At 71.8% G+C, this 20,566-nt stretch carries 19 protein-coding genes; 10 read left to right on the forward strand and 9 right to left on the reverse strand.

Annotation, left to right across the window (positions count from 1 at the left end; all coding sequences use genetic code 11):
- Window positions 1-3 precede the first annotated feature (3 nt).
- The 4 genes from ABZU43_RS19240 to ABZU43_RS19255 form a co-directional block, all read right to left on the reverse strand.
- A complete protein-coding gene (locus tag ABZU43_RS19240) occupies window positions 4-366 on the reverse strand; it encodes an SCP2 sterol-binding domain-containing protein (RefSeq protein WP_355007854.1) in 363 nt (120 codons plus the stop codon).
- 79 nt (window positions 367-445) lie between these two features.
- Window positions 446-1,645 carry a hypothetical protein gene (locus tag ABZU43_RS19245; RefSeq protein ID WP_355007855.1) on the reverse strand — a complete coding sequence of 400 codons (1,200 nt, stop codon included), beginning with the start codon at window positions 1,643-1,645 and terminating at the stop codon, window positions 446-448.
- Window positions 1,635-2,150 carry a sigma-70 family RNA polymerase sigma factor gene (locus tag ABZU43_RS19250; RefSeq protein ID WP_355007856.1) on the reverse strand — a complete coding sequence of 172 codons (516 nt, stop codon included), beginning with the start codon at window positions 2,148-2,150 and terminating at the stop codon, window positions 1,635-1,637. Before ABZU43_RS19250 ends, ABZU43_RS19245 begins: the two co-directional genes overlap by 11 nt.
- A gap of 66 nt (window positions 2,151-2,216) precedes the next feature.
- Window positions 2,217-3,227, reverse strand: coding sequence for a carboxypeptidase-like regulatory domain-containing protein (locus ABZU43_RS19255; RefSeq protein WP_355007857.1), 1,011 nt, complete (start codon window positions 3,225-3,227; stop codon window positions 2,217-2,219).
- A 177-nt stretch (window positions 3,228-3,404) separates the two neighbouring features.
- Here ABZU43_RS19255 and ABZU43_RS19260 point away from each other — a divergent pair, with 177 nt between their 5' ends.
- The 3 genes from ABZU43_RS19260 to ABZU43_RS19270 all read left to right on the forward strand — a co-directional run bounded on the left by ABZU43_RS19260 (window position 3,405) and on the right by ABZU43_RS19270 (window position 6,438).
- A complete protein-coding gene (locus ABZU43_RS19260; protein WP_355007858.1) occupies window positions 3,405-4,355 on the forward strand; it encodes an SRPBCC family protein in 951 nt (316 codons plus the stop codon).
- 30 nt (window positions 4,356-4,385) lie between these two features.
- Window positions 4,386-5,558: a zinc-dependent alcohol dehydrogenase gene (locus ABZU43_RS19265; RefSeq protein WP_355007859.1), complete on the forward strand. Its 1,173-nt coding sequence runs from the start codon at window positions 4,386-4,388 to the stop codon at window positions 5,556-5,558.
- 268 nt (window positions 5,559-5,826) lie between these two features.
- On the forward strand, window positions 5,827-6,438 hold the full coding sequence (locus ABZU43_RS19270; RefSeq protein WP_355007860.1) for a GNAT family protein: 612 nt from the start codon (window positions 5,827-5,829) through the stop codon (window positions 6,436-6,438).
- Between the two features lie 3 nt (window positions 6,439-6,441).
- Here ABZU43_RS19270 and ABZU43_RS19275 read toward each other — a convergent pair whose 3' ends face one another.
- Window positions 6,442-7,488, reverse strand: a complete 1,047-nt coding sequence (locus tag ABZU43_RS19275) for an LD-carboxypeptidase (RefSeq protein WP_355007861.1) — start codon at window positions 7,486-7,488, stop codon at window positions 6,442-6,444.
- A gap of 332 nt (window positions 7,489-7,820) precedes the next feature.
- Here ABZU43_RS19275 and ABZU43_RS19280 point away from each other — a divergent pair, with 332 nt between their 5' ends.
- The gene (locus tag ABZU43_RS19280; RefSeq protein ID WP_355007862.1) at window positions 7,821-8,207 is read left to right on the forward strand and encodes a DUF2267 domain-containing protein; all 387 of its coding nucleotides are present in this window, start codon (window positions 7,821-7,823) and stop codon (window positions 8,205-8,207) included.
- Window positions 8,208-8,241: 34 nt separating this feature from the next.
- Here ABZU43_RS19280 and ABZU43_RS19285 read toward each other — a convergent pair whose 3' ends face one another.
- On the reverse strand, window positions 8,242-9,720 hold the full coding sequence (locus tag ABZU43_RS19285; RefSeq protein ID WP_355007863.1) for a glutamate--cysteine ligase: 1,479 nt from the start codon (window positions 9,718-9,720) through the stop codon (window positions 8,242-8,244).
- Between the two features lie 153 nt (window positions 9,721-9,873).
- Here ABZU43_RS19285 and ABZU43_RS19290 point away from each other — a divergent pair, with 153 nt between their 5' ends.
- The gene (locus ABZU43_RS19290; RefSeq protein ID WP_355008027.1) at window positions 9,874-10,212 is read left to right on the forward strand and encodes a DUF3817 domain-containing protein; all 339 of its coding nucleotides are present in this window, start codon (window positions 9,874-9,876) and stop codon (window positions 10,210-10,212) included.
- Window positions 10,213-10,269: 57 nt separating this feature from the next.
- Here the strand turns inward: ABZU43_RS19290 and ABZU43_RS19295 are convergent, their stop codons facing one another.
- On the reverse strand, window positions 10,270-10,818 hold the full coding sequence (locus tag ABZU43_RS19295) for a hypothetical protein (protein ID WP_355007864.1): 549 nt from the start codon (window positions 10,816-10,818) through the stop codon (window positions 10,270-10,272).
- Window positions 10,819-10,960: 142 nt separating this feature from the next.
- On the opposite strand from ABZU43_RS19295, the gene ABZU43_RS19300 reads away from it, so the two are divergent.
- The 3 genes from ABZU43_RS19300 to ABZU43_RS19310 are packed head-to-tail and all read left to right on the forward strand — an operon-like array spanning window position 10,961 to window position 14,970.
- Entirely contained in the window at window positions 10,961-12,085 is a 1,125-nt protein-coding gene (locus ABZU43_RS19300) for a Vms1/Ankzf1 family peptidyl-tRNA hydrolase (RefSeq protein WP_355007865.1), read from the forward strand.
- The gene (locus ABZU43_RS19305) at window positions 12,078-13,832 is read left to right on the forward strand and encodes a thiamine pyrophosphate-binding protein (RefSeq protein WP_355007866.1); all 1,755 of its coding nucleotides are present in this window, start codon (window positions 12,078-12,080) and stop codon (window positions 13,830-13,832) included. The genes ABZU43_RS19300 and ABZU43_RS19305 overlap by 8 nt, the downstream gene beginning before the upstream one ends.
- 49 nt (window positions 13,833-13,881) lie before the next feature.
- Window positions 13,882-14,970: an iron-containing redox enzyme family protein gene (locus tag ABZU43_RS19310; RefSeq protein ID WP_355007867.1), complete on the forward strand. Its 1,089-nt coding sequence runs from the start codon at window positions 13,882-13,884 to the stop codon at window positions 14,968-14,970.
- A 258-nt stretch (window positions 14,971-15,228) separates the two neighbouring features.
- Here ABZU43_RS19310 and ABZU43_RS19315 read toward each other — a convergent pair whose 3' ends face one another.
- Window positions 15,229-15,459 (reverse strand): CDGSH iron-sulfur domain-containing protein, encoded by a 231-nt coding sequence (locus tag ABZU43_RS19315; protein WP_355007868.1) that lies wholly within the window; start codon window positions 15,457-15,459, stop codon window positions 15,229-15,231.
- A gap of 145 nt (window positions 15,460-15,604) precedes the next feature.
- Between ABZU43_RS19315 and ABZU43_RS19320 the strand changes: the two genes are divergently transcribed.
- Together ABZU43_RS19320 and ABZU43_RS19325 are read left to right on the forward strand one after the other, a co-directional pair.
- Window positions 15,605-17,047 carry a hypothetical protein gene (locus ABZU43_RS19320; protein WP_355007869.1) on the forward strand — a complete coding sequence of 481 codons (1,443 nt, stop codon included), beginning with the start codon at window positions 15,605-15,607 and terminating at the stop codon, window positions 17,045-17,047.
- Between the two features lie 222 nt (window positions 17,048-17,269).
- On the forward strand, window positions 17,270-18,418 hold the full coding sequence (locus tag ABZU43_RS19325; RefSeq protein WP_091408326.1) for a SigB/SigF/SigG family RNA polymerase sigma factor: 1,149 nt from the start codon (window positions 17,270-17,272) through the stop codon (window positions 18,416-18,418).
- 64 nt (window positions 18,419-18,482) lie between these two features.
- Here ABZU43_RS19325 and ctaD read toward each other — a convergent pair whose 3' ends face one another.
- Complete coding sequence (gene ctaD, locus ABZU43_RS19330; protein WP_355007870.1) at window positions 18,483-20,474, reverse strand: cytochrome c oxidase subunit I; 1,992 nt, start codon at window positions 20,472-20,474, stop codon at window positions 18,483-18,485.
- Window positions 20,475-20,566 lie beyond the last annotated feature (92 nt).

Consider the following 20,566-nt stretch of genomic DNA (forward strand, 5'->3'; position numbering starts at 1 on the left):
CAGTCACGTCCCACTGTCGGGATCCTCGCGCCGAAGCCGCCCGGGCTCTCGCGGAAACAGTCGCCCGAGGCGCAACGCCAGGGCGAGATCGCCGTCGACCATGATCTCGCCCCGGGTGATCGCCGCCAGCCCGTTCACCTCGCCCCGCGCCATCGCGTCCGCGAGCTGCGTGGACACCCGGATCACAGTGGTGGCGGGGGCACCGCTTCGGGTCACCCGCATCCGGCCATGATCGATGTCCAGCAGCCACTGCTCCAGGTTGCCGTCGTCGCCGATGTCGAATCGCACGCTGCCACAGACCTTGCTGAACAGTGGATCCTGGCCAGCGACCGTCAACCGCTCGAAGAAGGCGCTTGTCTCCGACATCCCACCTCCCCGGACGCTGGTAAGAGCGGATGCCGGCTACCCGCTGCCGCGCACTCCTAACGCGGTGGTGCCCCGTTGTTCAGGGTGCGAGCGAGAAGCGGGTCCAGGTGGCCGCGTCGGTGGTGACGAGGACGTGGTCCGGCTCGCCCGTCGACCCGTCGTCACGCCCGAAGAGCCAGGCGTAGCCCGGCGCGACACTGACCGACCCGACGAGCCGACCGTACTCCCGGGCGACAGTGAAGTTTCGCCCATCGTCCCGGCTGACCAGCAGCCGCGCACGGCGGTCGGCTTCGCTGTCCCCACCGGCGGTGATCGCCAGCAGGGACCGGTCCGACCCCACCGTGAGGTCGTAGTGCAGCTGATCCGGCAGGTCGACGCCGGTGTCCGTCCAGGTCTTCGCGCCGTCGGTGGTCCGCAGCAGCCGCACCTCGCCACCCGCCGACGATTGGGTCAGCACGTACCCCTCCCGGTCGTCGAGCCCCACCGCCGTGATCACGTACGCGTCGTCGCCCACATCCCAGGTGGTCCAGGTCGCGCCTCGGTCGGCGCTGCGCGCGACTGTCGACTCCTGGCCGCCGTGGTACGTGGCCCAGATGCTGCCGTCCGCCGCCGGGTAGAGGCTGAACAGCGGAAGCAGGCTCGGCGCCGTGGCGGTGAGGCGGTACACCGTTCCGCTCGACGGGTCCACCGCGAGCGGCTCCACCACCGGCGCACAGCCGAACCCGCACAGGACCGGTCGGGCCGTCGCCGGGAACGTGGGAACGGCGACGATCGCTGAGTCCGCGTCCCGCCAGGTGCGGCCGTAGTCGGTGGAGAGGTGGGCCAGCCCGTCGTTGGTGACCAGATAGGACCGCTCGCCGAGCACGGAGAAGTCCATGCTGCTGCTCGGCGTCGCCGCGGCGGTGTCGGCCGCACATCGGGTGCCCTCGAAGCGCGCCGCGTCCCAGTCCGACCAGCTGCGGCCGGCGTCGCCGGTGTACGAGAAGCGCACGACGCAGCCGTCCTGCCGCACGTCGACCCCGGAGTCGGGCCCGGTCAGCGTGAACTCGCTGAACTGCGCACCTGACGGTGTCGGCGGGTCGGCCGGCGTGCCCCGGTCCGGCTCGACCACCAGCGGTACGACCGTCAGCCCGGCCAGGACGACCAGTGCGGTGGTCACCGTCGCGACCGACCGGCGCCGACGGGATCGGGCAGTGGTGCGCAGCTCGTCGAGGGGCGGCTGCGACACGGCCTCGGTGACGGTGTCGACGTCGAACCCGGAGAACTCACTACCGGACATCGATCCTCCCGGTTTCCGTGGTGTCGGTGTCGGCGAGCAAGGCCGCCAGAGCGACCCGGCCCCGCGACAGGCGGGACTTCACCGTCCCGGACGAGACGCCCAGCGTCGCGGCGACCTCGTCCACCGGCAGGTCGACGAGGTAGTGCAGGGCCAGCGCATGTCGCTGCCCCTCGGGCAGCACGCGCAGCGCGGAGAGCAGGGCGAGGTGCTCCGGAGAGTGGTCGGCGACGGCCGGCGGTGGACCGATGCGGCGCAGCAGCCCGTCGAGCACCCGACGGCGGCGGTACCGGCTGCGGGCCCAGTTCACCGCGACGCGACGCAACCAGGCCTCCGGGTTCTCCAGTTCGGCGAACCGCCCTGGCGCCATCAGTGCTCGCGTGAACGCCTCCTGGATCGCCTCCTGCGCCTCGGTCAGGTCACCGGTCACCGCGTACAGCTGAACGACGAGGCGTCGGAAACAGCTGGCGTAGAGCTCGGAGATCGGATCGCCGTCGGACACCGTCACCCCCCTTCTCCACCACTCCCACCCACGGGCCCGGGAGAAGGTTCCGGCGGCCGGCCAGAATCCGGGTCAGTCGAGGTTGAAGTCCACCACGACCGGCGCCCGGCGGACCCGCACGGGGGTCGCGGCGTCGAAGCCGGCTGCGTCGCGGTGCCACACCGGCGGGGCGTACGCACAGTCGCAGCGCAGCTTCACCCGCTGCCCGGGGAGCAGGCGCAGGGCGTAAGCGCTGCCCGCGTCCGCCACGCCGGCCAGGTCCCCGGTGGCCGCGTCGAACGCGATCACCTGGGCGTAGGTGGCCAGCTCGTCGACCACTACCGCTCCGCCCAGCGGTATGCCGGCGGGCAGCGCCTGGTTCAGGGTCGCCGTCTGGTGCGCGCGGACCCGCACCGGCCGTGCCTGCTGCCGACTGCCCACCCCACCGGACCACACGGTCGCCAGCCCGTAGGCGGCGAACTGCACCGGCCAGTGGTACGGCCCGAGGCCGGTGATCGTGTAGCGGCCGTCCTCGTCGGTGGTCGGGCCGTGGTCGTCGTACTTGGGATGTGGCACGTACGGCACGACCATGACCAGGGCGCGGTTGACCGGTGCGCCGGTCGCCGCGTCGGTCACCACTCCGACGATGGTGCCCGGCGGGTCGAGCCGGACGGTCGGCGCGTCGGTCACCGCGCCGGCCCGGACCTGGACCACCTGTGCCCGCTCACGGTCGCCGGTGCCGCCGTGCCGGCCCACCCACTGCCAGCCGTGCGTCGTCGTGTCGTAGGGGCGCACCAGCAGTCGGTACCTTCCCGGGGCGACGTTCGTGCTCACCAGCACGCCCAGCTCGTCGGCGCAGCCTCCGTACCGGCCGAGTTGGTCCTCGCCGAGGGTCACCGCCGCCAACGCCGCGGCGTCCACCGGGACGAGCGCGGCGCAGGCCCGGGGGACCGGCGCGCCGGTCGCCGCGTCGCGCACGACGGTGCGGACGCCGCCGGGCGCGGGCGATTCGGGGGTACGCGCGGCGGCCGGCGCGGCGGCTTCGACGACGAGCAGGGCGACGGCGATGGTGGCGGTCAGGTGGCGCAGGAGTGTGCGGCTCACTGGCGTGGTCCTTCCGGTGTCGCGGCGACGGTGAGCAGACGGTAACGGTCAGTGTTTGATCCATATCGGTCAATGTCACGATGCTGACTCACGGGTACCGCATAGCGTCACGGGGGCGGAACCACCGCCGCCCCCGCCAGCGGACCGGCGGCGACGCCCCACCGGAAGGGACCGGACATGAGTCGTGTCGACACTGTGCTCCTGCCGGAGCTGGACGGGCCGGTGCCGGCGACGCTGCCGAGCGCGCTCGGCCTGCTGAGCCTGGCCCTGGGAGTGGGCGCGCTCGTCGCGCCCGGACCCATTGCGCGACTGACCGGGGTGGACGACTCCCCGGCCGCGCGGTCCGTGCTGGCGGCCATTGGCCTGAGGGAGTTGGGCAGCGCCGCGGGCCTGCTCAGCGGCCGCCGCCCCGCCGGCTGGGCCTGGAGTCGGGTGGTCGGCGACGTCATGGACCTCACGCTGCTCGGGCGGGCCCTCGCCGACCGCGGCGGTGAACGCCGCCGCCGCGTCGCGCTGACCACCCTCGCCACCGCCGGCATCACCGCCGTCGACGCGCTCGCCGCCATCCGCATCGGCCAGGCGCGACGGGCCCGCGCGCGGGTGATCCGGATGGAGATCGCGGTGACGGTGAACCGGTCGCCCGCCGAGGCGTACCGGTTCTGGCGGGACATGGAGAACCTGCCCCGGTTCATGGCACACCTGGAGTCCGTCCGCGCCGACGACCTGCGCCGCTCGCACTGGATCGCCCGTGGTCCGGCCGGGCACCGCGTCGAGTGGGACGCCGAGATCATCGACGACCAGCCGAACAAGTCGATCACCTGGCGGTCGCTGCCGGGGACCCGGGTGCCCAACGCCGGCCGGGTCCGGTTCGTGCCCGCGCCCGGCGACCGGGGGACCGAGGTGCGGGTGGAGCTGCGCTACGCGCCACCGGCCGGCGCGCTCGGCCGAGCGGTGGCGAAGCTCTTCGGCGAGGAACCCGAGCAGCAGGTCCGCGACGACCTGCGCCGGTTCAAGCAGGTGCTGGAGACCGGCGAGGTCGTCCGCTCCGAGGGCAGCCCCAACGGCATCTCCGTACGCCAACAGGCCATGCAGCGACCCGCCCAGCCGCTGCTCGCATCCCGTCGCTGACCGCCCGAGCTCTGTCGAAAGGGACCGCTGATGAAGGCCACCGCCTGGATGGGCACCGACAGCGTCAAGGTCATCGACGTACCCGACCCGAAGATCATGAACGCTCGGGACGCGATCGTCCGGATCAGCACCACCGCGATCTGCGGCTCCGACCTGCACCTGTACCACGGCTACATCCCCGCGATGTGCAAGGGCGACATCCTCGGCCACGAGTTCATGGGCGAGGTGGTGGAGGTGGGCCCGCAGGTCCGCAACCTCGCCCCCGGCGACCGGGTGGTGGTGCCCTTCCCGATCGCCTGCGGGCACTGCTCGTCCTGCCAGCGCGGCCTCTACTCGGTCTGCGAGAACTCCAACCCGAACGCCGGCATCGCCGAGAAGATCATGGGGCACTCGCCGGCCGGCATCTTCGGCTACTCGCACCTGCTCGGCGGCTACGCCGGTGGCCAGGCCGAGTACGCCCGGGTGCCGTTCGCCGACGTCGGCCCGGTCAAGGTGCCCGACGAGATCAGCGACGACCAGGCGGTCATGCTGGCCGACGTGTTCCCGACCGGCTACATGGGCGCCGAGATGTGCGACATCAAACCCGGGCAGGTCATCGCCGTCTGGGGCGCCGGGCCGGTCGGGCTGCTCGCCGCGGCCAGCGCCCGGCTGCTCGGCGCGGAGCGGGTGATCGTCATCGACCGGTTCCCGTACCGGCTGCGGCTGGCCGAGGAGCACATCGACGCCGAGACGATCAACTACGAGGAAGTCGACGTCCTGGACACCCTCAACGAGATGACCGCCGGCCGGGGCCCCGACGCGTGCATCGACGCGGTGGGCCTGGAGGGCCACCACGGAAACGCCGCCATGTACGCGTACGACCGGGCCAAGCAGGCCGCGCGTGTCGAGACGGAACGACCGTTCGCGCTCCGGCAGGCGATCCTCGCCTGCCGCTCCGGCGGGGTGGTCTCGGTCGTCGGCGCGTACGGCGGTTTCGTCGACAAGTTCCCGATGGGCGCGTTCATGAACCGCTCGCTGATCATGCGGACCGGGCAGTGCCACGTCCAGCGCTACACCCGGCCGCTACTGGAGCGCATCCAGCGCGGCGAGATCGACCCGAGCTTCATCGTCAGCCACCGGATGCCGCTGCGTGACGCACCGAAGGGCTACAAGATCTTCCAGAAGAAGCAGGACGACTGCACGAAGGTGCTGCTCAAGGTCTGACCGGTGGCCAGGTCCGCCGGCGGGGGAGTTCTTCGCGCGCTGTCCTTTGGAGCTGATGTTGTAAACGATTCACGCCGGCTGGCGTGGCTGCCTCTGCCGGAGAGTCCGGCGACTGGGCCGGGTAAGGCTGGGCCGGGGTGGGCCGGGGGTGATGTCGTCAACGATTCAGCTCCAAAGCAGCCGACCCGAACCTCGGCTGTCAACGCCGGTCGCCCTGCGCGCACGGCGCAGAACCCGGCCTCGGCTCTGCGTAAGCTAGCGTGTCGCCATGGAAAGTGGCGATATGTCGATGTCTGTCTCGGCCGATCTCACTGTCCGGCTACGGCCGGTTGCCGAGCCCGACCTGGCGATGTTCCGGCGGTTCCGCACCGAGCCGGGCCTGATCGGTCTGGACTGGGCCGGCTTCAGCGACGCCGGGGCGCCGGCACGGCGGTTCGCCGTCGACGGCTACCTCGGCGAGGACGACGGACGGCTCGTCGTAAAGGTCGAGCAGGAGCAGGAGCAGGAGCAGGAGCAGGAGCAGGAGCAGGAGCAGGCCGCCGCCGGCATCGTCAGCTACACCGCCAGGCGTTACGCCGGACGGGCGTCGTACTGGGATATCGGCATCGTCCTGCTGCCGCAGTGGCGGGGGAGAGGCATCGGCTGGCGCGCCCAGGCGTTGCTCTGCGACTACCTCTTCCACCACACCCCGGCCCAACGCATCCAGGCCGGCACGCACCCGGAGAACGTCGCCGAGCAACGAGCGTTGGAGAAGGCCGGCTTCCAGCTCGAGGGCGTCGTGCGGGCCAGCGAGTTTCGGGCCGGCCAGTGGCGCGACGGCTATCTGTACAGCCGGTTGCGCGACGACCCGTCTCCCTGGGACCAGACGCCGCAGGTCTGAACCCTAGGCCTGGCGCGGACGAACCCCCGGCTCCACCGTCAGGGTCCCTGCTGCGGCGTCGATCGTGGCGTGCGAGCCCAGCGGAACGGTGAGCTGCCCGTTGCCGTGCCCCAGCCGTAGCCCGCCCAGGACCGGCACGCCAAGGTCGTACAGACGGTCCTTGAGCACCGCTGCCGCGTCCCACTCGCCCGGCTCGGCGACACTGTCGGTGATCTGGCCGATGACCACACCGGCGACCCTGCGCAGCACGCCCACCCGGCGCAGCTCGGTCAGCATGCTGTCGATGCTGTACGGAGCCTCGTCCACGTCCTCGAAGAAGAGGATCGCGCCGTCGAACTTCGGAGAGTCCTCCGCACCGAGCGAGGTGGAGATCAGCGTCAGGCAACCGCCGAGCAGCGGCCCCGATGCCCGCCCCGGCACCACAACGGAAGCGGCTGTCTCGGCCGGGTCCCGGGAGATGGTGACCGGTGCGGTCGTCATCACCGCCCTGCGGAGGGCCTCGGCCGACTCGGGGCCGGTGCGGGCGTCACTCCAGTTGACCATGGGACCGTAGAAGGTGACCAGGCCCGTCTCGCGCCAGAGCTTGCCGTGGATGCTGGTGATGTCGCTGAAACCGACGACCACCCGAGGGTCGCGGCGCAGAACGGACACGTCGATCTGGTCGACGATCCGCTGCGTGCCGTAACCACCGCGCGCGGCGAACACGGCCCGGATGCCCGGGTCGGTGAGCGCGGCGTTCAGGTCGGCCAGCCGCTGCGCGTCGGTGCCGGCCAGATAGCCGTACTTGGTGAAGACGTGCCTGCCCAGCTCGACCTCCAGGCCCCAGCTCCGCAGGATCTCGATGCCGCGAGCCATGTTCGTGGGGTCGGGCGTGCTGCCGGGCGAGACCACCCGGACCCGGTCACCGGGTGCCAGCGCCGGTGCCCGCACGACGCGCTTCGCACCGACCGGCGCGGCCTGCGCGGACGCGGCCTCCGCCGAGCCGACGAGCACCGCGCCACCGGCCGCCACCGCTCCCATCCGCAGCATGTGCCGACGGGACAGGGGCATACGCGCGGGCCCCTCGATCGTGGCTGGGTCTGTTTCAGAAGTGGCCACCGGCGTCCCCTCATCGTGATCAGACGATGTGTGCGAGCTGCCACAGCCTATGACAACCGTCGATCGACGTGGGGGTCCACAAGGGACAATGCGCGCTCAAGAGAACTCGCGGGGGAGCTGCGACCGAAGTGGCGTGACTGGCCTGTTTTGTGAGGCCGCGCCCGCCGATGGCGGGGAGTCCGGATCCGTCCGTGACCCCGTTTGTCGCCGGAGAGCCTGGGAACTCGCCCCGTTCGTCAACAGGCACGCCCGACGGCATGCCGACGAGACCGAAGGAGCGGGGCATGGAGTACGAGCAGATGATCGCCACGGTACGACAGCGCGCGGGCCTCGGTGAGAACGAGGCCGTGCGGTCCATCCAGGCCGTCCTGTCGGTGCTCGGTGAACGGCTCGCCGGACAGGAGGCGGACAACCTGGCGGCACAACTACCGGATCGGCTGGACACGTCGGTCACCCGTAACCCGCAGGGCCGCCGGTGGGACATTGGTGAGTTCCTGAAGCACGTCGGCGACCGCGAGCAGGTCGCGAACGCGGACCAGGTGCGTCAACACGCCCAGGCGGTGCTGCGTACCGTCGCCGAGGCGCTGAACGACGACGAGCGACACGACCTGCTCGCCCAGCTTCCCGGCGGCATCATCGACCTCTTCGGTGTGCCCACCCCGCGAGGCTGAGCCCCGCGCCGATCGGGCCACCCGTCCGGTGTGCTCACGGGATCGGCCACTCGTGCACCGGCCGGTTGCTGTGCATCAGGTCGACGTAGTGTCTGACCACCTCGCGCAGCGCCTCCGGCCGGTCCAGGTGGTCGGTCGACTCCAACCGGTGCAGCGTCTCCACCTGCCAGGTCGCGCCGTTGCGGCCAGTCAGGCAGCGCTGCTCGATGACGCCGAGCAACCGGTCACGCTCGGCCGGGTCGAGGCCCCACCGGTCCAGACCGTGGTGCGCCATCGGCAGCAACCGGCGCAACACCAACTCGCTGACGGGCAGGTAACCGAGACCGGGCCAGAAGACCTGCGCGTCGATGCCGTGCCGGGCGCAGCTGGTGAAGTTCTCCTCGGCGGCGCTGAACGACATCTGCGACCACAGTGGCCGGTCCGACTCGGCGAGGGCGCGCACCAACCCGAAGTAGAAGGCGCCGTTGGCGATGGTGTCCAGCACGGTCGGGCCGGCCGGCAGCACCCGATTTTCCACCCGCAGGTGCGGCCGGCCCCGCGACACGTCGTACACCGGGCGGTTCCACCGGTACACGGTGCCGTTGTGCAGGCGCAGCTCGGCCAGATTGGGCACCTCACCGGCCGCGAGGGCCTGCGCCGGGTCCTCCGGGTCGCAGACCGGCAGTAGCGCCGGGAAGTAGCGCACGTTCTCCTCGAACAGGTCGAACACGCTGGTGATCCAGCGTTCGCCGAACCAGACCCGGGGGCGTACCCCCTGGGCTTTGATCTCCTCCGACCGGGTGTCGGTGGCCTGCTGGAACAGCGGGATGCGGGTCTCGCGCCACAGCTCCCGGCCGAAGAACAGCGGCGAGTTCGCGCCGACCGCGACCTGGATGCCGGCCACCGCCTGGGCGGCGTTCCAGTAGTCGGCGAACTGGGCCGGGCTGACCTGGAGATGGAACTGGGTGCTGGTGCAGGCCGCCTCCGGGGTGATCGTGTCGGCGGTGACCGCCAACCGTTCCACCCCGCTGATGGCGATCGGCAGATCCTCACCGCGGGCCGCGAAGATCTGCTCGTTGAGCAACTTGTAGCGGGGGTTGGCCGACAGCGTCTCGGCGGTCAGGTGCTCGGGGCGCAGCGTCGGCAGGATGCCGATCATGACCATGTGCGCGCCGATCGCCCGGGCCTTCACCTCGGCGGCGTTGAGGCTGGCCCGCACGTACTCCTCGAAGTCGGCGGTGCCGGTGCCGGTCAGCCGGCGCGGCGGCACGTTGATCTCGACGTTGAACTGGCCCAGCTCGGTCTGGAAGCTCTCATCGGCGATGGCCGCCAGCACGTCGGCGTTGCGCATCGTCGGATTCGACGTCTCGTCGACCAGGTTCAGCTCGATCTCCACACCGGTCATCGGCCGGTCGAGGTCGAAGCGCGACTCGCGCAGCATCTCGGCGAAGACATCCAGGCAGCGGCGGACCTTGTCGCGGTATCGGGCTCGGTCCTCTCGACTGAAGGTTCGTACGCCGACGTCCTCGCCCATGGTCACCACCCTGTCACCGCTGGTCCCCCTAACCTCGCACGTTGTCGGCGGGCGGGGGAAGACCCGAGGACCCTTTCCTACCCAACTGCCAGCCCTGTTAGCCCAGCCAGAGCGGACCGATAGCATTGCGCCCCGAGAGGTGGTGGCGTGCGGATGCGCGAGAAGGTGACCCGGCTGTTCGTCGCGGCGGCGATCGCCGAGGCCTGCTCCTGGCTGGCCCTGCTGGTCGGCATGCTGGTCAAGTACGGTCCGCCGGACAACGAGCTGGGCGTCAAGATCTTCGGTCCGATCCACGGCGGCCTGTTCGTCGCGTACGTCCTGCTGGTGCTGGCAGTGGCCCGGCTGCACCGGTGGAGCCTGCTGGCCACGGCGGTGGCCCTGGCCAGCGCGGTGCCGCCGTTCGCCACCCTGGTCTTCGAGCGCTGGGCCCGCCGCCGGGGCATGCTCGGCGTCGACCGGCAACCGGCCCGCGAGCCCGCCCCGGTCGGCTGAGCCGCCGAACCGCCCGCACACCCCGCTGAACCGACCCGCCGACCCGCCGGGGGCCGGTCAGGTCAGCGCGGAGCAGGCCGCTATGCCGGCCAGCAGCAGCGTGCCCAGGAACGCCTGCAACAGCAGTGGCGGCCCGAGATGCGACCAGAGCGTCGCCGTACGCGGGGTCAGCAACTGCCCGGTGGTGAGGTTGACGATCCGCTCGATCCGGGGCGGCAACTCCGGGTCGCGTTGTGGGCGCAGGGTGAGCTGCACCTGGTCGGCCGGGTGCAGGGCGCTCTGCGGCAGGTGCCCGTGCAGCTCCACCTCGCAGAGCTGGCCGGCGGCGTTGCGTAGCCGCACCGGCGTGACCAGGTATTCCGGGCCCTGCTTCAGCTCCTTCCAGCGACGGCGGGTGCCACCACCACCGAACGAGAAGAGCGAGCGCAGCAGCAGCGCGGGCAGCCGGGCGAACGCCGCCGCGGCGAGCACCGCCACCAGCACCGGCTGACCGACGCGTACCTCACGGGTGTAGCCGTCGAGCAGGCGGATCAGCCGCCCGGTGACGATTCGTTCCGTCGGGTGCACGATCCGTCGCGTGTCGAGTCCGCTGTCCATTTCCACCACCGAGAGTCCGCATGTGTTCACAGATCGTATCGACGTCCTGGGTTGAACGACGTGAATGAAACCTGGTCACGGGCTCACGGCCGCGAGGTGACATCCCCCGCGACCCGGGTAAGCGGGGGGCCGAGCTGGAAAGGGGTCGAGCATGCAGCTGTCCTTCCTGCGCCCGCTCTACGACCGTCCCGGGCCGTGGTGCTCGGTGTATCTGGACGCCTCCGCGGACACGGAGGACGCCAAACCCGCACTGGATCTGCGCTGGCGTGCCCTGGAACGCAGCCTGGCCGAACAGGGGGCGGACGAGGCGAACATCGCCGCGCTGGACCGGGTGGTCCGAGGTCACGATCCGATGGTCGGGGACTACGGGCTGGCGGTCTTCGCCAGTCACGGCCAGGTGGTGCTCTCCGAGTACCTGTCCGCGCCGCCACTGCGGGACCTGGCCCACGTCGGCCCGTTGCCACACGTGATGCCGCTGCTCGCGCAACGCGGCGAGCAGGTGGCCTGGGTACGTGTGGTCGCCGACCGGCTCGGCGCCGACGCGATGGCGGTCAGCGCCGGCGGGGTACCCCGCCGAGCGCACGTCGCCGGCCGGGACGAGTATCCGCTGCGACGGGCGAAGCCCGGCGGCTGGTCCCAGTCGCGCTACCAGCGGGCGGCCATGGAGGCGTGGCACCAGAACGCCGGCGACGTCACCGCGGCGACCGTGCAGCTGGCCGACCGGGTCGGCGCGGACGTGGTGGTGGTCGCCGGTGACGTCCGGGCCACCGGGATGATCGCCGCCCAGATGCCGGAACGCTGGCAGGACCTGGTGGTCCGCACCGATGCCGGTTCGCGGGCCGGCGGCGCCGACCAGACGATGCTGGACGACCTCACTGTGCAGACCATCGCGGAGATCGCCGACCAGCGGATCAGCGCCGCGCTGGACAAGTTCGGCGTGCAGGAGGACGTGGGCGGCGGGCTCGACGCGGTCGTCTCGGCCCTGCAACGCAACCAGGTCGACATGATGATCATCGTGGACGACCCGTCGGCCAACGGTGAGTTGTGGATCGGCGCGGAACCCACCGAGATCGCCGTCGACCCGGGGCAGCTGGCCGCCATGTCGGTGGCCGACCCGCAGCGGGTACGCGCCGACGCGGCGCTGGTCCGGGCGCTCGTCGGCACCGACGCGGCACTGACAGTGCTCGGCGCCGACGAGGCGCCCGACCTCACCGACGGCGTCGGCGCGGTACTGCGCTACGTCGACCCCGGCACACCGGGGCGCGGCAATGGTTGACCGAACGGTTGCGGACGTCGTGGTGGAGCGGCTGCTGGCCTGGCGGGTACCCCGCGCCTTCGGGTACCCGGGCGAGGCGATCGCTCCACTGGTCAACGCGCTGGACCGCACCGGCGGCGAGCCGGCGTTCATCCCGGCCCGGCACGAGGAGACCGCCTCGTTCATGGCCACCGGGCACGCCAAGTTCACCGGCGGCATCGGGGTCTGCCTCGCCACTCAGGGCCCCAGCGCCGTCCAGCTGCTCAACGGCCTCTACGACGCCAAGCTGGACAGCAAACCGGTGGTGGCCATCGTCGGGGAGGACATCTCCGGGCCGCTCGGCGGCGCGCACCAGGAGATCGGGCTGAGCCGGCTCTTCGGTGACGTGTGCAACCAGTTCGTCCGGTACGGCCGCAGCCCCGACGAGGTGGGGGCGCTGCTGGACCAGGCGTTCCGGACGGCGGCGGCGACCCGCAGCCCGACGTGCGTGGTGCTGCCCCGACAGTTGCAGGAGGCGCTGGTACCCGACCTCCAGTCGTACAGCGCCGGGGTGATCACGGCGACCCCTGGCGAGCCGCTGGCCCGGGTCCTGCCGCACGAGGCGGACCTGGACGCCGCCGCGCAGCTGCTCGGCGGCGGCCAGCGGACCGCGATCCTGGTGGGCCAGGGTGGTCGGGACGCGGCTGCCGAGATCATCGAGATCGCCGACCGACTGGGCGCCGGGGTGGCCACCTCGCTGCTCGGCAAGCCGGTGCTCGACGAGCGGTTGCCGTTCCACACCGGGGTGCTCGGCGAGGTCGGCACCCCGGCGGCGGCCGAGCTGATGGGTGGTTGCGACACGCTGCTGATGGTGGGCACCAACGACCCGTGGACCGACTACTTCCCGATGCCCGAGCAGGCGCGTACGGTGCAGATCGACATCGACGGCCGCCGGATCGGCACCCGGTACCCGGCCGACGTTCCGCTGGTCGGCGATGCCGCCGAGACGCTGCGGGCGCTGCTGAGCCGGTTGCGCGGCCGCTCCGAACAGCGGTGGCGCGCCACAGTGGAAAGTTCGGTGGACCGCTGGCGGGAGGTCGCGGCCGAGCGGGCCGCCGCCGCCGCGAACCCGGTCAATCCGCAGCTCGTCCTGCAGGAGCTGTCCGCCCGGATGCCCGGCACCGGCGCGGTCGCCGTCGACATCGGCTCGGTCCTCTACTGGTACGCCCGCCACCTCACCCTGCCACCGGGGGTCAACGCGCAGCTGTGCGGAACCCTCGGCTCGATGGGCTGCGCGCTGCCGTACGCGGTGGCGGCCAAGCTCGCCGCGCCCGACCAACCGGTGGTCGCGCTGGTGGGTGACGGGGCGATGCAGCTCAACGGGCTCGCCGAACTGATCACCGTCTCGCACCTCTGGCAGCAGTGGCGCGACCCGCGACTGGTCGTGCTGGTGCTCAACAACCGGGACCAGAACGGCATGGGTGGCGGGCGACAACCGTCGTCCGACCCCACCCACCGCCGCCCCGACGTGCCGTACGCCGGGTGGGCTCGGCTGCTGGGGCTGCACGGGGTGCGGGTGGACCGCCCGGAGCTGGTCGGCGCGGCCTGGGACGAGGCCCTCGCCGCGGACCGTCCCTGCGTACTGGAGGCGGTCGTCGACCCGGCGGTGTCGCTGGCACCGCCGGAGCCCGCCTTCGCCGACCTGCGCGGCCTGTACGCCGAGGGCGCTCCGGCCCGGAAGGTCCGTGAGCAGGTGGAGGTCACCGCGAGCGCGGACGATCTCGTTTAGCCACCCCGGACCAGGGCATGAGTAGCGGCCCGATGACGCTGGAGGTCCCATGTCCGAGCCCGCCGACCGCCGCTACGGTCCCGCGACAGTGCCGAGGGCACGCGGCCCGCTCTCCGCAGCGGTAGTGGAGGCTCTGCGGCACCCGCCGCACGACCTGCCGGCCAATCTCGGCGTCGACCTCCACCTGGCGGACCCGATCACCGACGAGGACCTGCAGCTGACCCTGTTCCTCTGCTACGAGCTGCACTACCGGGGCTGGCTCGGGGTGGACGAGTCGTGGGAGTGGCAGCCGACGCTGCTGGCGCTGCGTGGCCGCTGCGAACGGGTCTTCGAGGCGGCGCTGCGTCGGCTGGTCGGCACGCCGTCGGTGCCCGCCGCCGGGGTGGCGGCCGGCCTGGCCGAGGTGGTCGCCGCCGACGACGGTCCGGCGTTGGCCGCGACGCTGCAACGCCACGCCGACCTCACCCAGTTCCGCGAGTTCGTCGCCCACCGCTCTGTCTACCACCTGCGGGAGGCGGACCCGCACAGCTGGGCACTGCCCCGCCTCGGTGGCCCGGCCAAGGCCGCGCTCGTGGAGATCCAGACCGACGAGTACGGCAACGGGCGGTTGGACCGGATGCACGCCGAGCTGTTCCGGAGCACCCTCGACCGACTGGGCCTGGACACGGCCTACGGCGCGCACATCGACGTGGCACCGGCGGTGACGTTGGCGACCAACAACCTGATGTCGCTGTTCGGGCTGCACCGGCGGTTGCGCGGCGCGCTGCTCGGGCACCTGGCCGCGTTCGAGATGACCTCCTCGCTGCCCAACCGTCGTTACGGCAACGGGTTGCGCCGGCTCGGCTTCGACGAGGTGGCCACCCGCTTCTACGACGAGCACGTCGAGGCCGACGCGGTGCACGAGCAGATCGCCGCGCACGACATGTGCGGCGGACTGGTCCGCGTCGAGCCGGCCCTCGCCCGCGACGTGCTGTTCGGCGCGGCGGCCGGGCTCGCTGTGGACCGGCTGTTCGCCGGGCACCTGCTGGACAGCTGGGCCGCCGGCCGCAGCTCGCTGCGGACACCCGCCCCGCCGGCCGTGCCGCCCACGGTCTCGCTCGTCGCGTCGCCCGAGGTGGCCCCGCCCGCGTTCGTCTGATCCGAGGGCTTCTCGCCGGGTTGGGGCGTGTCGCCCCCGGGTTGGGGCGTGTCGCCCCCGGGTTGGGGCGTGCCGCCCCGGGTTGGGGCGTGCCGCCCCGGGTTGGGGCGTGCCGCCCCGGGTCCGCCCTTTGCTCTGCACCCGCCCATGCGCCGCACACGGTCCGTGACTGGCGCATGGGCGGGTGCAGAGCAAAGGGGGACGTGCCTCTGGTGCGGCCCTCCGCGCCCTCTCGCTGGGTGACGCGGGGATGTGGCGTCAGCCCTCGCGGGTGGTGCCGGCGCGGAAGTTGATCGCCTTGTGGGTGCCGTCGCAGAACGGCTTGAGCGCCGACTTGCCACACCGGCACAACGCCACAGTGCCCCGCCGTGCGTCGATGCGCTCACCGTTCGGGGTGACCAACGCGAAGTCGCCGCGGACCAGCAGCGGTCCGTCCTCGTACGGGGTGATCGTGGCGGCGGCTGGCTCGCTGGTGTCGTCGGTGCGCATGGCCCCGGAAGTGCCCGTCCTGGCCCTGGCGAAACCCGAGCCGCCGAACGCCGGTGATGACCGGGGCACCCCGCCGACCAGCGGAATGTGCCGCCGGGTGGGTGATGCCCCGTTTGAACCCCATCGGGACGGGAAGCCGGGCCGCGTGGTGAGCGAACGAGGCAAGGTGGGGCCGGTGCACAAGGTGCACAAGGGGCTCACGGCTGATGGCGCCGGTCTCGCCGGCGACCGGGTCGTGGCCGCGGGCAGCTCCGCCCGGGTGCTGGTCGCCGCCACCGCCCGGGCACTGCGCGGGGTCGACTGCGCCGACCTCGGGCACACCGGGCCGACGTCGCGGTTCCCCGGCGCCCCCGAACCGGTACGCCGTGCCGCGGTCACCCGCGCCGCCGGCCGGGTCGCGCTCACCGTGGCCCAGATCGACGAGGTGGACGCCGCGAGGGTGGCCCGCTGGTTTGTCGACCAGTACCCCCGCCGCCGTTACCCGGGGGTGCTCATCGGCTCTCCGCACGGGGCTGCCGCGCACCTCGCGGTGGCCCTCGGGGTGCCGTGGCTGCCGGCGGGCTTCGAGATGACCGTGCACTGGTCCAACGGCGCGGTGGACCGCCCTGCGGACGCCGCGGAGCATGGCGCGGCACTCTCCGCCCGGTTGCTCGTCGGCAACGCCGACCTGCACCTGCGCCAGGTGCACTGCCCGGCCAGCCGTGGCGCGCTGACCGGGGCGACCGTGTCGCTGACCGCCACGTGGAGGGCCCTACCGGCCGCGTACGCGCGGTTCCTGGCCGACCGGCTGGTGCCGGGTGCCCCCGTGCTGCTGGTCCGCGACGCACGCACCTGGCCGGTGCTGGAGCGCGGACCGGGGCACAGCTTCCAAATCGGCTGCCCGGGCAGTGGGCTGGACCCGGTGGACTTCCACCCGGACAGCCACGCGTTGCGGCAGGTGCTGCGCTCCGTCGGCGGGGACGCGACCCGATGGGAGCCGCCGGAGGTGTCCGTGCCGTCGGCGTACGCCGAGCACGGCGTCGACTCGGGCTTCGAGCTGGCCGCGCGGGACTGGTCCACCCGGCACCAGCATCCGCTGCACCGGGTGTTGGTGCCCCGGCCGGCGGCACTGAGCGCGGGCGTGGCCGACCTGTACCGGCGGTGGCTGCGGCGCGCCGGCAAGACCGGTGACCGGTTGGTGGTGGAGTGCGGTCGACTGCTCGACCCGTGGCAGGTGGTGCGGGCGGGGCTGGTGCCGTACTGGTGTGAGAACGCCACCCGCCGCAGCGTCGACGAGGCCGAGTGGTGGCTGGCCGGCAGCGAGCCCTTCAGCTCGGTGGACGTGTTGCCCGAGCCGCCCGGGGTGCGCTCACCCGCGCTGGCCGGGCTGCCGCAGTGGCTGGCCGTCGCCGGGTTCGGCCGGCGGCGTCGGGCGCTGGACCGCACCACCGCCCGCGGGTACCCGGTCACCTCGGTGCCCACCCGCCGGGCCACCGAGGTGCTGCGCGCCCAGCCGTACGACCTGCCGGCGCCGCCCCCGCTGGGGGTCGCCGAGGCGCTGGCCGTGCTCCGCGACAGCGGCGGCCACCAGGGGTTGTTGGTCTCCTGAGACGGAGGACGCCGAAACTTCCTCGCGAACCCGGGGTCCCGTGATTGAGTACCTACGGAGCGGGAACATCGCTGGCTGCGATGGCCTGATTGCGCTGCGTAGAGGTGTTGTCGCCCGCTGGCATCCCAGTCACTGACCCACTTTCCGGCCCGGTGCGTGGCTCGACCACGCGCACGACCGGTTTCCCGATCCGGGCGGGGGACCTTCCTGAGGGAGGCGCGGATGTTCGGACAGACGAGCACGACCACGACCACGACCCCACCACCGCCCAACGATCGGGGTCTGGAGGACCTCGACGCGGCGGCGATGGCGTACGCGGCCCGGATCGCCGGGCTGCCGCCGGAGCGGCGGGGGGAGGCCCGGGACGACCTGGTGCGCTTCGCGCTGCCGTTCGCCGGCCGGCTGGCCCGCCGGTACCGGGGGCGGGGGGAGCCGCTGGAGGACCTGGAGCAGGTGGCCCGGCTGGGCCTGGTCAACGCCGTCGACCGCTATGACCCCGAACGGGGCTCCTTCACCGCGTACGCCGCGATCACCATCGTGGGCGAGATCAAACGGCACTTCCGGGACCGTACCTGGGGCGTGCACGTGCCCCGCCGGCTGCGGGACCTGATCCTCGAGGTGGGGCAGGCCACCGCCGCGCTCACCAGCGAACTGTCCCGGGCCCCGTCCGTGGCCGAGCTGTCGGCCCGGTTGGAGACACCGGAGGAGGAGATCCTCGCCGCCCTGGAATCGGCGGCCGGATACAGCCCGGCCTCGCTGAACGCCCCGGTGGGCGGGGAGAGCTCCGCCGAGTTCGGAGACCTGGTCGGCGAGTCCGACAACGCGTTGGAGTCGGTCGACGACCGGGTGACGGTCAGTGGTCTGCTGCACCGACTGCCCTGGCGTGAGCGACGGATCCTCGCGATGCGCTTCTACGGCAACCAGACCCAGGCCGAGATCGCCGCCCGGTTCGGCATCTCGCAGATGCACGTGTCCCGGTTGCTGTCGCGGGCGCTCACCTGGCTGCGTCAGGCGATGCTCGCCGACGCGCCGCCGCCATGGCAGAACGGCGCCGCCGAACCCGACCCGGGCAAGACCCGGATCTCGGTCAAGCAGAACGGCGACTCGGTGGTGGTCGAGGTCGGCGGCGAGATCGACCGCGACGGCGCGGACCAGCTGCGCCGGGCCATGCTGGAGGCGGTCACCGGCCAGCCCAGCGAGGTGGTCGTCGACCTCGTCGGCGCGGGTGGCTTCGACGCCGGCGGGATCGCCGCGCTGATGGCCGGTCGGGACGCGGCGGAGCGGACCGGGGTGCCGCTGCGGCTGACCCGGGTCCAGCCCGCGGTACGCCGTTCGCTCACCGCCGCCGGCCTGGCGCCGGCCCGGGACTGACAAACACGGACAGGCGAAGGGCCGACACCCCACTGGGTGTCGGCCCTTTCGCGCGTACCCCTGGTCAGCGCTCTTCGGTGTTGCCGTCGCCGTGCGGGTGGCGCCAGCGCTCGTGCGGCTTCGGCGCGTCCTCGGCGTCCTGCGGCGGGTCGGACTGCTCGAAGCTCGGCCGGCGGACGCCCTCGGGCTCCGGCACGTCCACCGGCCGGGCCCCGGAGCGCGGCGCGGGCTGGTAGTCGACAGCGTCGCGCGCGCCGTGCGCGCCCTCGGCGGCCGGCGACTCCGGGGTGTGGTGCTCCAGCCGGAACTCCTCGGCGAACTGCTGCGGCGGCTTGGTGGTGCGCTGCGGCAGGTCGCGCCCCAGATCGGCGACGAGCGGGCCGTACTTCAGGTCGAAGGCGGGGCGCTCGGAGCGGATCCGGGGCATCCGGTCGAAGTTGCGCAGCGGCGGCGGGCAACTCGTGGCCCACTCAAGGGAGTTGCCGAAGCCCCACGGGTCGTCCACCGTCACCATCGCCCCGTACCGCCAGGACTTCCAGGCGTTGTAGATGAAGAACAGGGTGGACAGGCCGAGGATGAACGAGAAGATCGTGGAGATGGTGTTCAGGGTGGTGAAGCCGTCGGTGGGCAGATAGTCGGCGTACCGGCGCGGCATGCCCTCGGCGCCCAGCCAGTGGTGCACCAGGAAGGTGCCGTGGAAGCCGATGAACATGGTCCAGAAGTGCGCCTTGCCGAGCCGCTCGTCGAGCAACCGCCCGGTCATCTTCGGCCACCAGAAGTAGTAGCCGCCGAACAGGGCGAAGACCACGGTGCCGAACACCACGTAGTGGAAGTGCGCCACCACGAAGTAGCTGTCGTGGGTGTGCCAGTCGACCGGCGGGCTGGCCAGCAGGACTCCGGTGAGGCCACCGAGCAGGAAGGTGACCAGAAAGCCGATGGCGAACAGCATCGGCGTCTCGAAGGTGAGCTGACCCTTCCACATGGTGCCGATCCAGTTGAAGAACTTCACACCGGTGGGCACCGCGATCAGGTAGCTCAGGATGCTGAAGAACGGCAGCAGCACCTGGCCGGTGGCGAACATGTGGTGCGCCCAGACCGTCATCGACAGCACGGTGATGGCGATGGTGGCCAGCACGATCCCGGTGTAGCCGAAGAGCGGCTTGCGGGAGAAGACCGGGATGATCTCGGTGATGATGCCGAAGAACGGCAACGCGATGATGTAGACCTCGGGGTGGCCGAAGAACCAGAACAGGTGCTGCCAGAGCATGGGGCCGCCGGTGGCCGCGTCGTACACGTGCGCGTTGAGCAACCGGTCGGCCGAGAGCGCCAGCAGCGCGGCGGCCAGCAGCGGGAAGACGAGGATCACCAGCACGCTGGTGAACAGCATGTTCCAGGTGAAGATCGGCATTCGGAACATGGTCATGCCGGGGGCGCGCAGGGTCAGGATCGTGGTGATCAGGTTGACCGCGCCGAGGATGGTGCCGAGCCCGGAGACGACCAGGCCGAGCACCCACATGTTCGCGCCCACCCCGGGGCTGTTCTCGACACTGCTCAGTGGGGTGTACGCGGTCCAGCCGAAGTCCGCCGACCCCTGCGGGGTGAGGAAGCCGCCGACCACCATCAGCCCGCCGAAGAGGTAGAGCCAGTAGGCGAGTGCGTTGAGGCGGGGGAACGACACGTCCGGCGCGCCGATCTGGATCGGCACGATGTAGTTGGCGAACCCGAACGCCGCGGGCGTGGCGAAGAGCAGCAGCATCACCGCGCCGTGCGAGGTGAAGAGCTGGTTGTACTGCTCCGGGGACAGGATCTGCATCCCCGGGCGGGCCAGTTCGGCCCGCATCACCATCGCCTCCAGGCCGGCCAACAGGAAGAAGCCGAAGGAGGTCAGCAGATACAGCAGGCCGATCTGCTTGTGGTCGGTCGTGGCCAGGAACTTGATCAACGAGCTGCCGGGAACCGGTGCGCGTACCGGTCCCGGGAAGCCCCCGAAGCGGGCCGGTGCCAGGATCGCCGGGCCCCGATCTCGACCGGGTTCTGTGGTTACCCGCTTGGGCATGGCTGCTCACCCCGTCGTGACGGCAGAAAGGACGGGCGTGCTCTACCCACCCTCACACCATGTAACCAGCCAATGACGGTAATTTCGGGCAG

Source organism: Micromonospora sp. NPDC005205 (assembly GCF_040608275.1).
GTDB lineage: Bacteria > Actinomycetota > Actinomycetes > Mycobacteriales > Micromonosporaceae > Micromonospora.